This is a genomic window from Staphylococcus sp. aM (assembly GCF_052975125.1).
The window spans coordinates 2,128,747-2,142,991 of record NZ_CP121447.1; the positions used below are offsets into that span (position 1 = coordinate 2,128,747).

General features: G+C 32.4%; 15 protein-coding genes. 5 read left to right on the top strand and 10 right to left on the bottom strand.

All coding sequences use genetic code 11. The annotated features are described in order from the left end of the window. Nucleotides 1-330 precede the first annotated feature (330 nt). The 9 genes from P7F85_RS10505 to P7F85_RS10545 form a co-directional block, all read right to left on the bottom strand. Nucleotides 331-2,373 (bottom strand): cation:proton antiporter, encoded by a 2,043-nt coding sequence (locus P7F85_RS10505; RefSeq protein ID WP_002465855.1) that lies wholly within the window; start codon nt 2,371-2,373, stop codon nt 331-333. A 534-nt stretch (nt 2,374-2,907) separates the two neighbouring features. Beyond that, complete coding sequence (mnhG2, locus tag P7F85_RS10510) at nt 2,908-3,363, bottom strand: Na+/H+ antiporter Mnh2 subunit G (RefSeq protein ID WP_002465894.1); 456 nt, start codon at nt 3,361-3,363, stop codon at nt 2,908-2,910. Continuing rightward, the gene (gene mnhF2, locus P7F85_RS10515) at nt 3,338-3,640 is read right to left on the bottom strand and encodes a Na+/H+ antiporter Mnh2 subunit F (RefSeq protein WP_002465880.1); all 303 of its coding nucleotides are present in this window, start codon (nt 3,638-3,640) and stop codon (nt 3,338-3,340) included. Before mnhF2 ends, mnhG2 begins: the two co-directional genes overlap by 26 nt. Then, a complete protein-coding gene (gene mnhE2, locus P7F85_RS10520; RefSeq protein ID WP_002451044.1) occupies nt 3,637-4,119 on the bottom strand; it encodes a Na+/H+ antiporter Mnh2 subunit E in 483 nt (160 codons plus the stop codon). The genes mnhF2 and mnhE2 overlap by 4 nt, the downstream gene beginning before the upstream one ends. Beyond that, the gene (gene mnhD2, locus P7F85_RS10525; protein WP_019235802.1) at nt 4,120-5,619 is read right to left on the bottom strand and encodes a Na+/H+ antiporter Mnh2 subunit D; all 1,500 of its coding nucleotides are present in this window, start codon (nt 5,617-5,619) and stop codon (nt 4,120-4,122) included. It lies immediately after the preceding gene. Beyond that, nucleotides 5,609-5,953, bottom strand: coding sequence for a Na+/H+ antiporter Mnh2 subunit C (gene mnhC2 / locus P7F85_RS10530; RefSeq protein WP_002465882.1), 345 nt, complete (start codon nt 5,951-5,953; stop codon nt 5,609-5,611). The genes mnhD2 and mnhC2 overlap by 11 nt, the downstream gene beginning before the upstream one ends. After that, on the bottom strand, nt 5,950-6,375 hold the full coding sequence (gene mnhB2, locus P7F85_RS10535; RefSeq protein ID WP_002465881.1) for a Na+/H+ antiporter Mnh2 subunit B: 426 nt from the start codon (nt 6,373-6,375) through the stop codon (nt 5,950-5,952). The genes mnhC2 and mnhB2 overlap by 4 nt, the downstream gene beginning before the upstream one ends. After that, the gene (gene mnhA2, locus P7F85_RS10540; RefSeq protein ID WP_002465908.1) at nt 6,362-8,764 is read right to left on the bottom strand and encodes a Na+/H+ antiporter Mnh2 subunit A; all 2,403 of its coding nucleotides are present in this window, start codon (nt 8,762-8,764) and stop codon (nt 6,362-6,364) included. Before mnhA2 ends, mnhB2 begins: the two co-directional genes overlap by 14 nt. Before the next feature lie 22 nt (nt 8,765-8,786). Further along, the gene (locus P7F85_RS10545) at nt 8,787-9,344 is read right to left on the bottom strand and encodes a tyrosine-type recombinase/integrase (RefSeq protein WP_002465875.1); all 558 of its coding nucleotides are present in this window, start codon (nt 9,342-9,344) and stop codon (nt 8,787-8,789) included. 139 nt (nt 9,345-9,483) lie between these two features. On the opposite strand from P7F85_RS10545, the gene sroA reads away from it, so the two are divergent. The 5 genes from sroA to sarA all read left to right on the top strand — a co-directional run bounded on the left by sroA (nt 9,484) and on the right by sarA (nt 12,886). Next, entirely contained in the window at nt 9,484-9,690 is a 207-nt protein-coding gene (gene sroA / locus P7F85_RS10550) for a sigS mRNA-stabilizing protein SroA (protein WP_046464284.1), read from the top strand. Nucleotides 9,691-9,700: 10 nt separating this feature from the next. Then, nucleotides 9,701-9,922 carry a DUF2922 domain-containing protein gene (locus P7F85_RS10555; protein WP_002465859.1) on the top strand — a complete coding sequence of 74 codons (222 nt, stop codon included), beginning with the start codon at nt 9,701-9,703 and terminating at the stop codon, nt 9,920-9,922. A 166-nt stretch (nt 9,923-10,088) separates the two neighbouring features. Further along, the gene (locus P7F85_RS10560) at nt 10,089-11,018 is read left to right on the top strand and encodes a DMT family transporter (RefSeq protein ID WP_002465868.1); all 930 of its coding nucleotides are present in this window, start codon (nt 10,089-10,091) and stop codon (nt 11,016-11,018) included. 178 nt (nt 11,019-11,196) lie between these two features. After that, on the top strand, nt 11,197-12,159 hold the full coding sequence (locus tag P7F85_RS10565) for an efflux RND transporter periplasmic adaptor subunit (RefSeq protein ID WP_223266633.1): 963 nt from the start codon (nt 11,197-11,199) through the stop codon (nt 12,157-12,159). A 352-nt stretch (nt 12,160-12,511) separates the two neighbouring features. Then, on the top strand, nt 12,512-12,886 hold the full coding sequence (gene sarA, locus P7F85_RS10570; protein WP_002451055.1) for a global transcriptional regulator SarA: 375 nt from the start codon (nt 12,512-12,514) through the stop codon (nt 12,884-12,886). A 232-nt stretch (nt 12,887-13,118) separates the two neighbouring features. Here sarA and P7F85_RS10575 read toward each other — a convergent pair whose 3' ends face one another. Then, complete coding sequence (locus P7F85_RS10575; RefSeq protein WP_002465857.1) at nt 13,119-13,922, bottom strand: alpha/beta fold hydrolase; 804 nt, start codon at nt 13,920-13,922, stop codon at nt 13,119-13,121. Nucleotides 13,923-14,245 lie beyond the last annotated feature (323 nt).

The window sequence follows — 14,245 nt, forward strand, 5'->3', positions numbered from 1 at the left end:
CCAAATCGTTTCAAACTGACAGAATATAATAAAAATGGCATGAATTACGTTTCCTTTTCATCCATTTATATATCTGTCAAAGTTATAAAATCATCCCTATAACATTGAGATTGAATTGGATTTCACTATAGGACGCTGTTGAACAGGTTGTATAGAATCCATGCACTGATGGTTCAATCTCAAATGATTCAACATTTATGGCCTATTCTCTCCATAAATGTAGGTCGTAGAACTTATATTTCACCCGATGAGTTTTACGAGTGTCTGCTTTATATACAGGAAAAAGCTCGTGAGGTCTTACCTCACGAGCTTTCCTATTGTTTAATATAATTATGTCATACTATCTACGATAACCATTTCATCATAATTAATTGATTCTCTAAGTTTTAAAGCCGTACCTTCTGTAATTTCTTCATCTTCAATTAACTCTCTTAAAATACGACGTTGTTCACGTAGTGCGTTTAGTTTAATACGAGTCAATGTATCTTCACTAGGAGAATTAAAGAAATTATTTGGCGTTAAGTTATCTATACGCATAAGATAGCCATCACATATCATACCTACCTCTAACTTGTTATCATTGTTAGCTTCTTGTCCTAATCGTCTTACTACATTATAGTGAACGATTTTATTGATTTTAACTAATTCTAACAAGTTATCTGTCACGCTTAAAGATGATGCAGAGTTAATAGTTGTCTTCACCCGTCGTTTTAATAGTGCACCTCTAAATAATACAATCAAACGACGAATTAATGATGCTTGTTTATATACCTGTGTACGTTCAGCATATCGCATATAGTTCTCAAGTATACTATTTGTGATACTACCGTCATCTACTAACTGTTCGAGCGTTTTCGTTTCCACATTAAACGCAATCTTTTGAAGTCTTTCAAGTTCTTTAGAGTTTTCATCATCTTTCTCTACCGTTTTCAAGAATGTTAATTTGTCATGATATTCTTTAATAACATTGCCATAACGATAACTGGTTTCGAACGTTGATTTCTGATTTAAATAATCAATGACATGTTCCAAAATGTAAATTCTAGCTTCTTTAAAGTTCATGCTACCCACTTTTACTTCAGGTGCATTGGCAGTAACAAATGGTAGTAATAATTGTGCCGCAACTAAACTGATAATCACCATACCTGATGCAATAAATAACAAGTCATTACGATAATCAAATGCATGATGATCGGCTAAATAATAAGGCAACGTTAATGCGATAGCTAACGAAATCGTTCCGTGAACACCACATAACGTCATTATAAGTGCATACAGACTTCGTTTAGGTGGTTTCTCCGTTGTATTATTGCCGTCGTCATCTTGGCTAATCATTTTCTGGAATGGACTGACAGCTAAATAGAAATAAGGATATAATACGTATACCCATAAGAATCTAAATAGGTACACGGCCAATGCTACTAGTACAGTAATCACCACTAAAAACAGTAAATTATGTGGTTCAGTTTTGATGATGTTAATCACAACTTCAGGTACTAAAAATCCTAATATAGAAAAAACAAATCCATTTAATACATAACCTAATATATTCCATGTATGGTTATAACTCATTTGCAATCTTGTACGTGTCTGTGCGATTCTATCACGTTCAAATCCATGAACAAGTCCAGCCACTACTGCTGCAATAATACCTGATGCATGAAATAACTCTGCAACTAAGTATGTAACAAATGGCGTCAATAATTGTATAAATGTAAACATATTAATGTTTTCAATGCCTCGACGCATTAACGTTAATCTAAATCGAACTAACGCCATACCAATGAGCAAACCTACGATGGCCCCACCTAATGAAGCAACTAAAAACTGTTCGACGGATTCCATAATAGAAAATGTGCCTGTTACTAATGCACCAACCGCTATTTTAAATGAAATGATACCTGCCGCATCATTTAACAATGACTCGCCCTCTAAAATAGTCATTGCACCTTTTGGCAATACTTTACCATTCGTAATTGCTTGTACCGCTACTGCATCAGTTGGACATAGAATAGCAGCAATCGCAAAAGCTGCGCCCGTAGGTAGTTCAGGCCAAATCCAATGAATGAAAAAGCCTACACCAATGACAGTTGTAATGACTAGGCCTAATGCCATCATCATCACAGGTTTAATATATTTTCTTAAGTGCACCCGTGAGACATTAACGCCTTCTACAAATAGAAGTGGTGCGATTAAGGCAACCATAAATAATTCGGAATCAAAATTAAACTCAACAGGAATAGGAGTAATAAATAACAGCATACCTAAAGCGATTTGAATAAACGCTAGTGGTACTTTCGGCATAAACGTGTGAACGAATGAACTAATAATAACGACGCCGATAAATATGAGTAATGTTTCAAATATTTCCAAACTTTCACCTCTTTAATGAATTGTTTTGGAATGAAAATTAAGTAACACGTATTGGAATTGATGTACTTTAGAGGTTAATTAATATAGAAGCAATCATTAAATAATAAGCTTTATCAAATTGTTAAATGACAATTGAATTTATTAATATAGATGTTATGAGGAGGGCTCAACTCAGTTATCATAATGTTAGGTTATCCATACATCAATCATTTGAACATGAATTGAAAAGTTACCTAGTACCATCACATTTTATGGTTTTGGAATGTTAAAGTAACGTAATACATTATTAACTACGCAGTACTCATTATCCCAAAGTTATACTTTAAAGTTCCAAACACATAAAATATCTTTTTATCCCTTTTCAATAAATTTACTACTTAAATTCATAATTTTCCTTGTACAATATTTTATCACTATTTTGAGTATTACTTAAATAAATCGCACCTTAAACCAATAACTTTTTCTAATATAAATTAAAAGCTACCGCACACCCATTTTTATGGATACACGATAGCTTTATTTTAATCTTAGGTATTATTTATTTAGCTTTTGATTCTCTTTATAATACAATTTTTCTCTTCGTTGTTCACGTAGTTTTGCACGTGTTTTTAATTCTTCGGGTGAATTAAATTCATTTTGACTTAACAATATAGAAGACTGTCTTGGTACATCATCTTTTCTATACATGTATGCACCATTTCGATATGCTGCACGTGCAACTAAATGCATGCCTACAGGTGATGTCAAATTAATAAAGATCAGTGATAATAGTAATCTAACACTGAAAAAACCTGTATTCACAACAAAATAGATTAATACGCCAACAATCGTTAGTAATACTGATAACGTGGCACTTTTCGTGGAAGCATGACTTCTCAAAAAGACATCTTGGAATTTCACGATGCCGATCGCACTGATTAATGCAATCACACTACCTAGAAAGATGAATATTGCAGAGATGAGACTAACGATTTCTTTTACTACTTCCATTGAAAACGCGCCCCCCTCCAATAAATCTAGAAATAGACACCGAACTTACAAATGAGATGATGGCTATTAACATGATTGAATCTAGGAATGAAACGGTGCCCATAATCACACTCATGACCCCAACAATACACATGACAACGGCACTCGTTGCATCAAATGACACGACTCTGTCAGCAGTAGTAGGTCCTTTAATTAACCTCAAAAGACATACTAGTAATGCAATACCAAAAATAACCAAAGCTGCAATAATAAAAAATTGTGTCATAGCTTGTATCATCGTGTCACCTCCAAGATTAAATCTTCATACTGTTTAATATTTCGCAATAAATTTTTCTTATCCTTATCCGTTACATCAATACTATGAATTAAAAATTTATTTGTTCCTTTAGATATACGAATCACAGTTGAACCTGGCGTTATGATAATTAATATCGTTAAGAAGGTAATTGCCCAATCATTAGTTAAATTGGTCTCATACGTTAACAATCCAGGATTCATGTCTTTCGTTTTAAACAAAATATAATTAATTGTACTAATACTAGATGTAATTAATTGATATAAGTAAACAACTAAAAACTTAACGGCAACCCATATTTTTCTCAAATAAAACTCTTGTCCAAAGAAACGATGTAAAATATAGATGACGATCACACCAATTAAATACCCAGAGAAGAAGGTCGTGAATTTAAACTCGTCCTCATCTTGAAATAAAACCCATAAAAACGCGATCACAATATTCAGAACGACTTGATTCATCTAATTATCTCCCTCCTTCAAATGCGTATTCACAATTTGATGGAACTGATGCTCATCCATATTCATCTTAGTCGCATTTTCAGTGACATTTAATACTTCTGGTGCACCGATTCCCATTAATAATATGACTACTACAAGAATACCTAGAATTCCTTTACGATGTTTAGGTATTTTTTTAAATTCAACCTCTTCACCGTCTTGGTCACCAAAGTACATTAAAAATAGTATTCTAAATAAGCTATACATCGCAATAAGACTCGTTACAATCATTAATCCTAGACCAATATAGTTTCCATTTTCAATGGCACCTTTAAATATCAATACTTTACCTGGGAATCCACTAAATGGTGGTACACCACCAATCGCAAAAATCATAATAATAAATGCTATACCGAAGAATGGTTCGCGCTTGGCTAGTCCACTTAAATAATGGTACTGACGATAACCCGAAATATACACTAAGCTACCTACAATAAAGAATAATAATGTTTTAACAACAATATCGTTAGCTAGATAGAAAATCGCACCATTAACACCTGAAAATGTGTGTGTACCTAAACCAAGAATGACAAAACCAATCGACAATATGACTTGATAGGCAGCAATTTTCTTAATATCTTTGTATGCTAGAACACCAAAAGCACCAATAATCATTGTTAGACATGACATAAAAATAAGCAATGGATGTGTGACTCCTTCATGAGAGTCAAATAATAAAGTGAAGAAGCGGATTAATGCATATGCACCGACCTTCGTCATTAGTGCTGCAAAAAGTGCGGCCAATTCTGTATTTAAAACCGCATATGCTTTAGGTAGCCACATAAAGATGACTAACGCTGCTTTCGAACTAAATGCCACCAAGAATATAAGTGAAATCATCGTCACGGTTTGATTATCTTCCATGTTATTTAATCTTAATGCAATATGAGAAAAATTAAGTGTTCCTACCGATTTATATAATAAACCAATCGCGAAAAGTAAAAACCATGATCCGATAATGTTCAATACGACATAGATAATTGCTGCACGTAATTGTTCAACAGATTGTCCTAATGTCACTAGTACAAACGAAGCAAGTAGCATTATTTCAAACATGACATATAAATTAAACAAATCTGAAGTTAGAAACGAACCAATGACACCTACAGATAAAAATAGAATGAATGATGGAAGATGAAAACGATTGACACGTTGCTCTCCACGCCCAAATCCATAAGCCATAATCAACGTAATGACAAATGATGAAACAGTTACCATTAGTAAACTCAATGAATCTCCTAAAAATTGAATACCAAATGGTGCCTTCCATCCACCGAAATCTAATGTAATTGGTTTTTCATTCATAACATAAATTAATAATGACAACGATATCAGTGTTGTTACCAACATTGTGCCAATACATAAGAATTTAGATACTTTACTTTTATCTTTGATAAAGACAAGTATTAAAGCGCAAAGAAATGGAAGTAACATAGGTAGAATCAATAAATTACTCATCATCATCTTCACCCCTTAATACGTTAATTTCATCTTCTTTAGTTACTCGATATGTTCTATAAATTAATACAAGTAAGAAGGCAGTCATACCAAATCCAATGACAATAGCTGTTAAAACAATGGCTTGTAATAAAGGATCAACAAAGTAAGCCTTCCCTCCTGTAATTAATGGCTCTGTCATATGTCCACCATAATGACCCATACTCATGATGATAAGGTTACCTGCATGAGTATAAATCGAGATACCAATGACGATACGAATTAAATTAACAGATAGAATCATATACGTACCTATAAATACTAAAAAGCCAATCACTAGTAATAATATAAGATTCATGATTTACCCCCACTTATCGACAACATCACTGTAACGATGACACCCACAACGGCTAATAACACACCTAATTCAAAGAGTGTAACCGTTGTGACATGTACATGACCTAATAAGGGAAACGCGATATTGGCTTCAGTTTGATATAAAAACGGTTTACCAAAAAATGTAGGGACAATAGCTGTGGCTAAAGAAATCAAAGAACCTATGATCATTAACTTTTTAAAATCGATCGGCAAACTGATAAGCACTTGCTTAACATCAAATGCAAGGAACATCAGAATAAAAGCAGAACTAAAAATCAAACCACCGATAAAGCCACCGCCCGGATTATTATGTCCTGCAAAGAAAACATAGAATCCAAACGTTAATAGTATAAACACAACGACTTTAGTTACAGTTCGTAATACGACATCATTCTCTTTCATCTTGTCCCCTCCGATCTTTATAAGTTAATAATGTATAAATACCAAGACCTGCAATAATGAGTACAAGGCCTTCAAACAATGTATCTAATGCTCTAAAATCACCTAAAATGGCATTAACGATATTCTTACCGCCTGTTAATTTATCCGCATTTTCATAGAATTTAGAAATCGTTGGCATACCGTCTGCTTGTTGGGTAATAAATATCAGTGAGACCACTGTAATTGCAGTAATCAGTGACACAACAATTTTCACAACTTCTTTTTTCATATTTGGCTTAGATCTTGGAACGTTAGGTAATCTAGAGAAACTCACAATAAATAAAATGGTCGTTATCGTTTCAACCACAAGTTGTGTTAATGCTAAATCGGGCGCTTTCATTGCAATAAAGAATAATGTTACTGCAAAGCCAATCACACCATTAAGCACTACCATTGTAAGACGTTGACGAATAAAGATGAGTACAATTCCGATAATTAATGTCACTATAGATAAAATAACTTCTAACGGTCCAAATTGAGACACATGCAATTGATGTACATGTGGAAAGCCGACACTAATGTAACCATAGACAATGATGGCTACAAAGATCAGCAATGTAATGATGATATAGTGATTGAGTTTATTTTTCATCAACATTCTAATACTATATCCAGAATATGACTCGAACTGTCGATAAACTTGTTGATACGAATTCGTTATCGAAGCATGTTTAATGATTCGATGTGTCAATGACTTCCAATCTATTGATAAGGCCAACACAATGCCTACAACAATGACAGTCACGCTTAGAATAAGCGGTAAATTAACCCCATGCCATTGCGAAATATGTGGTGCTATCGTATCTATTTTCGAACCTGCGTCTGTAACTGATCTAAGAGCTGGTAAAATCATATTTTGACCGAAAAGATTCGGAATAAAGAATATGATTGGTATAAGTATGATTAAAACTAATGAAGGTAAACTAAACATCCAAGGTTCATGAATATCTTTTTTCGTAAAATAAGACGTATTAAATTTGCCCCAAAATGTTTCTTTTACCATGTAAAGTGCATACGTGAAAGTAAAGATACTTGCGATTACGCCTATTGTGACCACAATTACTGTTAGCGTGATGCCAAATTGATCTAAGTGACTCGCCTTCACTAATGAGTCGAAGAACATTTCTTTACTTAGAAATCCATTTAAAAATGGCACACCCGCCATAGATAGCGCTGCAATCAACATAGCTATATGCATTTTAGGGAAAAGCTTTCGCATTCCATTTAAATAACGAATATCTCTTGTTCCCGCTTCATGGTCAATAATACCTACACCCATAAATAAAGCACATTTAAAAATGGCATGATTCATTAAATGAAATAAACCAGCAAATAAAACTAAAACATAAAACTCTGTTAATGAATCAGATGGATGTTGCGCATAACCGCCACCAATACCTACCATTGACATCATCATACCTAATTGACTGATTGTAGAATAAGCTAAAATACCTTTTAAATCGTATTGTCTTAATGCGGTTAACGAACCAAATAGCATTGTGATTAATCCTACAAAAGTGACGATGTAAATATAAGCATCACTTAAACCTAAGACTGGCGTGAAGCGGAATAATAAGAAAATACCTGCTTTGACCATCGTAGCTGAATGTAAATATGCACTAACTGGTGTCGGTGCAGCCATCGCTTTAGGCAACCATACATGAAATGGAAATTGTGCTGATTTCGTAAAAGCGCCTAATAAAATCATCAACATCATTGGTATGAATAAAGTATGGTTAATCAAATGATGACGTTGATCTATAATATCCGTAATCCTGTTTGTACCTGTCATCAAAAACAACATAATAAATCCTGTTAGTAATGCCAATCCACCAAATACCGTTATCATAAACGATTGAATAGCACCTAATTGACTATTACCGTTATCGTACCAATATGAAATAAGTAAAAACGATGACACACTAGTTAATTCCCAAAAGACATACATTAAAATTGTATTATTGGAAAGAACAATACCTAACATACTGAACATGAATAATAGTAAATAGAAGAAAAATCTAGGTAGGTTATCTGTTTGAGGTGATAAGTATTGTGTAGCATAGAAAAATACTGCTACACCAATTAGTGAAATAATTAAAGCAAACATTAAACTAAGCCCGTCTAGCCTCAAGTCAACATTAATATCTAGCGAAGTCATCCAAGGTATTTGAACTGCTATAAATTGTTGTTGCACAATTTGTGGAATCTTCGAGATAAAATAAATTGATGTAATTATGGGGGCACTTAGTGCAACATAACCAGACCATGCATTTAATTTGCGATGTGACATGGTTACTAGCACCAAGCCCATAATGGCTAACAGTATAACCATTAGGTATATCAAGACCATCAAAAGCCTCCTTTTATATATTTTATAGATTTAACGCAATGACAGTACGATTGTGCATTTTATCTTTAATACCGATAAATTTCATTGTTTCATGCGTTGTTTGATGCCCTAAATACTTCTGGATTATTGAAATTGATATTCCCGATTGGTATGCATGATATGCAAAGGTTTTTCTCAATGTAGTTAATCCGATATGTGGTATGTCTAACTCTTCAGCTGCTTTATTAATAATACGATATGCTTGTTGTCTTGATAATCCTTTCCCCGTCCGTATTGACTGAAATACAAGATCATTTTCCTTAATCTCATAATAGTCAATATAGTCTTGCAACTCATTTCTTAAATCTGGTGGTAATAAAATTTGAATCGTTGGTTCTCCGTCATCAATCCAAGTTGTTTTTATATTCCCACTTTCAATTGATTTCAGTCGTTGAACACTCATATTTAACAATTCTGATAACTTTATTCCAGTATGTATTGCAAATTTAAATAATAAATAATCTCTTTGAGAACGAGATCGCAACACACTATACATTTTTTGTATATCTTCTGTTCTTCTAATCGGCTCTACTTGATTCATACGTCCTCCTTATTAAGTTTCTTATTTAATGATAAATCATGTTTAAGTAACATTAAAGCAATCTGCTTAAATTTATTTATTAAATTGTGACCCTTTTTAATTTTTATTTCGATATATATAGTGAAAGGAGGTTATAACAATGAATGAAGTAAATCAACTGGTGGTTGTTTTAACTCGTATTACTTATGATTCAGAAGGTAAAGCAATCCAACATAAACGCCGTTTTTCAAATTTAAAACCCGCTACCACTGAAGAACAAATCAAAACATTTTCAACTATTATTGAACGCTTGACTGGCGAATCATTTGATAAAGTTGAAGCCATTAGAACACAATCAATAGTTTAGGAGAATGCATATGAAAACTACATTAGACCTTGTTTTTAAAAGTGACTTAGACAAACCAATAAAGTTACAAATACCCGAAAATGATAGCGCACTAACCGAACAAGTCGTAAAAGAAAGTATGAATCAATTATTAAAATTAGATATTTTAAAATCAACCGTTGGTTCAATCAACAAAGTCTACGCTGCCTATATTGTATCCAAAAATACCCAAATCCTTTTTGAAAATAAATAATTGATTGACGCCCTATACCCTCTGATATTTATCACATTGGGTATAGGGTCTTTCTATTTGAATAAATATATTTAAGACATTTTATTCAAGTCTAATCTACTATTTTATAATAGTGTCATTTTCGATATAATTGATTCACTATGACGAGAAAAGAGTGACATTAATTATGGCTTTACTATATTTTTTAGGTATCTTTGTTGGTATGTTAATTCCTATACAGACATCCGTAAACTCAAGACTAAGTCAATATACCCGATCATCTTTTTATGCTTCAACAGTATCTTTCGGTGTGGGAACCGTATGTTTAATCATCCTGAATTTAATAATCAACCCTCATATGCTCACTCCTCATTTTTTTACTGAACAAACCTTTAATTATCACTGGTTTGTAGGTGGCTTATTAGGCGTATGTTTCTTAACAGGCAACTTATTATTACTACCTAGATTAGGTGCAGCACTTACCGTTGTCATTACAGTAGCTGGTCAAATTATGATGGGTGTTGTCATTGATACATTAGGCTTGTTTGGTGCAAGTCAACAACCGTTCACTTTTTTCAAAGCAGTGGGCATTGTTCTTTTACTTATAGGTATTTTACTGATGAATCAAATTCCTAAAGACAAACTTTTACATCAATCTCATTCGAATTTATATATATGGTTAATCATTGGCTTTATTTTCGGATGTGCACCCCCTATCCAAACGACAATCAATAGTGCATTGGCAAAAGAAGTCCATTCATCATTCTTTGCTTCATTAGTGTCGTTTACGATAGGTACAATCGCTTTACTCATTTTGACATTAATCTTCCATAGAAGCTTAAAAATTCACCAAACACATCCAGATTTTGGTCATATCAAACCAATATACTTTGTGGGAGGTATCTTAGGTATGGCTTTTGTTACCTCTAATGTCATACTAATGCCATTTCTAGGTGCTGCTTTAACTACGATTGTAGGTATGCTCGGTCAAATGTTAATGGGCGTAATAATCGATCACTTTGGTTTACTAGGTACACCTAAAAACAGAATCACACTTCGAAAATGTATTGGTTTGAGTTGTATTGCTATAGGCATTATATTATTACGTTTATTTTAACGTTTAAATTGCTACTGAGTTCTTATTTTAGGAACTCAGTTTTTTATCATTCTTGTTGTGTATTTTTCATATTCTGCAACACTACCTAATAGTAACAACATCTATTTCAATAATATTTCGTTTTAATATTTTTATCGTTCTTATTGTGTAGTATAATAATGCCATCTTATCCCCAGAGGTGAACATATTGAACTTCAACAAAGCGATTTTATTTCCTTTAATACTCCTATTCATAATCATTTCCCCAGGATTCGGTTTTTATCTTTATCGTTCTTCTCATTCTCCCAATCAACTTAACCATGTTAAAACGATTAAGACAAAACATGAAACCTTACTTTCCACTATTGGCACACAAGAAGCTGTCGAAAATTTTACTCTTTATTACGACAAACAGTATGGCTATATTCATCAATTCTTCGTTAAACCTCTTACTTACGCTAAAAAGAATTCCCCACTTTTAGAATATTTCAATCCATCGAAGGCAACACAACTTGATGATCAACAACAACTGACGTTCAAACAAATTCAGCAAACCTTCCCTAAATTATCATCTTCACATCAACAACAGCTCACTGATAGAACACTTCACCAATCACAATTCTTTAAAGATAAATCAGAAATTCATACACAAGCTTACGCCCCTATTAGCGGTTATGTACATATACTAAATAAATCTCCTTCTAAAAATAATCAACCCATAATGCAAATCAATAGCAAAGAACGTATTATTCGTGCTACTATATCAGAATCCGAAAAGGATTTATTAAAAATAAATCAAAATATTTCAATCTATTCTAATGATAAAAATCGTTTCATTGGAAAAATAAAATATATTTCAAATGTCCCAAAACAGATTAATAAGCAAACATCTATGTATCAAATTGAAATATCGACTCGACCACATTATGTTATCGGCACCCACTTCAAAATCAAACTTTTTTCCAATGATATACGTATCCCTAAAAGTACATTAATAGATAACAAATATGTCCTCGTTAAACTCAAAAATAAAATAGTTAAACGTGAGGTTAAATACAATATAGCCAAACAAAATGGGTATATAAATGTTACACAAGGGTTAATGTTAAATGAAGACGTTATTGTCGCACCTTCGATGACTTTAAAAAAGTCTTTCAAATAAGTTATTTGTAATAATCATTTCAAAAACTTTACTTTTTAGTTGTTTTTTTATTAAATTACAGAAAATTTGAATTTGTTATGATAAATTTGAATTAGAAAAATGCTATTTTTAAGAAAAAAAGATATATCACAATCAATAATTTGTTTTATAAACACTTATTTGTTTACTTCTTAATTTTATTTAGTTATAATTAACTAAATAATATAGCATTAAATATAATTCTTTAAATTAATTTAATACTAAATTATGACAGACACTTCGTATTTTTCAAAAAAAAGATATAAATAGATAAAATCGGGTAAAAGCACTTATAGAAGTATATGTAAGTGTATATAATAGGGAGGTTTCAGTAATGGCTATTTCAAAAATAAATGATTGCTTCGAATTACTAGCAATGGTCACTTATGCTGACAAATTAAAAAGTATTATTAAAAAAGAATTCTCAATTAGTTTTGAGGAATTCGCAGTTTTAACTTATATTAGTGAACACAAAGAAGAGGAATACTATCTTAAAGATATTATCAACCACTTAAACTACAAACAACCACAAGTTGTAAAAGCTGTTAAAAACTTATCACAAGAAGATTATTTCGATAAAAAACGTAATGAACATGACGAAAGAACAGTATTAATTTTAGTTAATACTAAACAACGTAAAAAAATCGATGAATTATTAAAACGTGTTAACAAACGAATCACTGAAGCTAACGACGAAAACGAAGTATAAGCTTTAAAGTAAGTGAGGATATTTTAAACGAGATAGATAGATATAAACAGTTAAGCTAACAACTTAATAGATTTGAATGTAAATATCTACCCATCTCATACCTATCTTTTAAAAGATAGGTATTTTTTAATGATGACTAGATTTGAAAAAAATATAACGTGTCTGAAATTAAAAGGGATTTCATCCTCGTGCCATTTGCACGTGTGATAAAATCCCTTTTTTGAATAAGTCGTTATCTTTCAATCCAATGTTCAATTGAACTAATAAAGTCCGTATATACTTTTACAAATTTTTCTGGTTCTTCGATATGTGGTGCATGACCTGAGTCATTAAATACCATTTTAGTAATATTTTCAAAATGATCGTCTACACAATAATTATTTTTATCCTTAATCAGAGGATCATAAAATCCATTAATGATTAATGTTGGTACATTGACTAAAGGACGTTCTTCTTGTTCCTGTGCATTATAAGAGATTAGTGCTCTTATAGCAATAGCACTTTCCTCTGATGTTTGCCTATAATACATTCTTTGATCTTGAAACCATTTCATAGTATTATCTTGTTCTTTAAATAAAATAGGAAATAGTAATAGAACTGCCTCGGATTTATTAAATCCTGCAACTAAATCTTGGTGTTCTACCATTAATTTAGTGAATCCGTGGGTAATATCCTCTCTTTTTGAAGCGACTGCAGTTAATGAAATGGTCTTAAATGGATATTTTTCAGTAAATCTTTTACCGATTAATCCACCCATATCATGTCCTAAAATATGTGCAGAACTTATATTTAATCTCTCCATTAATATATATAAATCTTCGATATGATCTTCTAAATCAAAAGCCTCACATCTCGATGATTTCCCATGACCACGTACATCATAAGTTATGACTCTATAGCGATCACTTAACTGTTGTGATAATTGTTTAAATGCTGCTAAGTTGCCATCTAATCCATGAATTAATACGATGGGAATGCCTTGCCCTACATCACGATAAGCAATTTCAATACCATTGCCTAATAGAATTTTGTCCATAGTGGCACCTCCCTTTAGTATGTACTATACCCACTTGAAAATAACTTTACGCCAATATTTAGAAGTTCTTAGCAAGAAATTGCTTAGTACTTCTTATGCATGAGCTTCAGCTCAGGCGTTCCTACCTTATTGCAAGAAATTGCTTAGAACTTCTTAGGGCGTAACTCTGAAATTTCTAATTTCTTAGTGTTACCCCCGCAAGGATGACTAGATATCAATTAGTGTAACGTCCATTGATATCAGTCATCTACTGCGTGTCATGAGCTTCAGCTCAGGCGTTCCTACCTTATTGCAAGAAATTGCTTAGAACTTCTTAGGGTGTA

Excerpts from the sequence above, each read along its gene's own strand:
- mnhG2 (WP_002465894.1), bottom strand. The coding sequence starts at position 3,363 with ATGGAAGTAGTAAAAGAAATCGTTAGTCTCATCTCTGCAATATTCATC.
- mnhF2 (WP_002465880.1), bottom strand. The coding sequence starts at position 3,640 with ATGATACAAGCTATGACACAATTTTTTATTATTGCAGCTTTGGTTATT.
- mnhE2 (WP_002451044.1), bottom strand. The coding sequence starts at position 4,119 with ATGAATCAAGTCGTTCTGAATATTGTGATCGCGTTTTTATGGGTTTTA.
- mnhD2 (WP_019235802.1), bottom strand. The coding sequence starts at position 5,619 with ATGATGAGTAATTTATTGATTCTACCTATGTTACTTCCATTTCTTTGC.
- mnhC2 (WP_002465882.1), bottom strand. The coding sequence starts at position 5,953 with ATGAATCTTATATTATTACTAGTGATTGGCTTTTTAGTATTTATAGGT.
- mnhB2 (WP_002465881.1), bottom strand. The coding sequence starts at position 6,375 with ATGAAAGAGAATGATGTCGTATTACGAACTGTAACTAAAGTCGTTGTG.
- mnhA2 (WP_002465908.1), bottom strand. The coding sequence starts at position 8,764 with ATGGTCTTGATATACCTAATGGTTATACTGTTAGCCATTATGGGCTTG.
- P7F85_RS10545 (WP_002465875.1), bottom strand. The coding sequence starts at position 9,344 with ATGAATCAAGTAGAGCCGATTAGAAGAACAGAAGATATACAAAAAATG.
- sroA (WP_046464284.1), top strand. The coding sequence starts at position 9,484 with ATGAATGAAGTAAATCAACTGGTGGTTGTTTTAACTCGTATTACTTAT.
- P7F85_RS10555 (WP_002465859.1), top strand. The coding sequence starts at position 9,701 with ATGAAAACTACATTAGACCTTGTTTTTAAAAGTGACTTAGACAAACCA.
- P7F85_RS10560 (WP_002465868.1), top strand. The coding sequence starts at position 10,089 with ATGGCTTTACTATATTTTTTAGGTATCTTTGTTGGTATGTTAATTCCT.
- sarA (WP_002451055.1), top strand. The coding sequence starts at position 12,512 with ATGGCTATTTCAAAAATAAATGATTGCTTCGAATTACTAGCAATGGTC.
- P7F85_RS10575 (WP_002465857.1), bottom strand. The coding sequence starts at position 13,922 with ATGGACAAAATTCTATTAGGCAATGGTATTGAAATTGCTTATCGTGAT.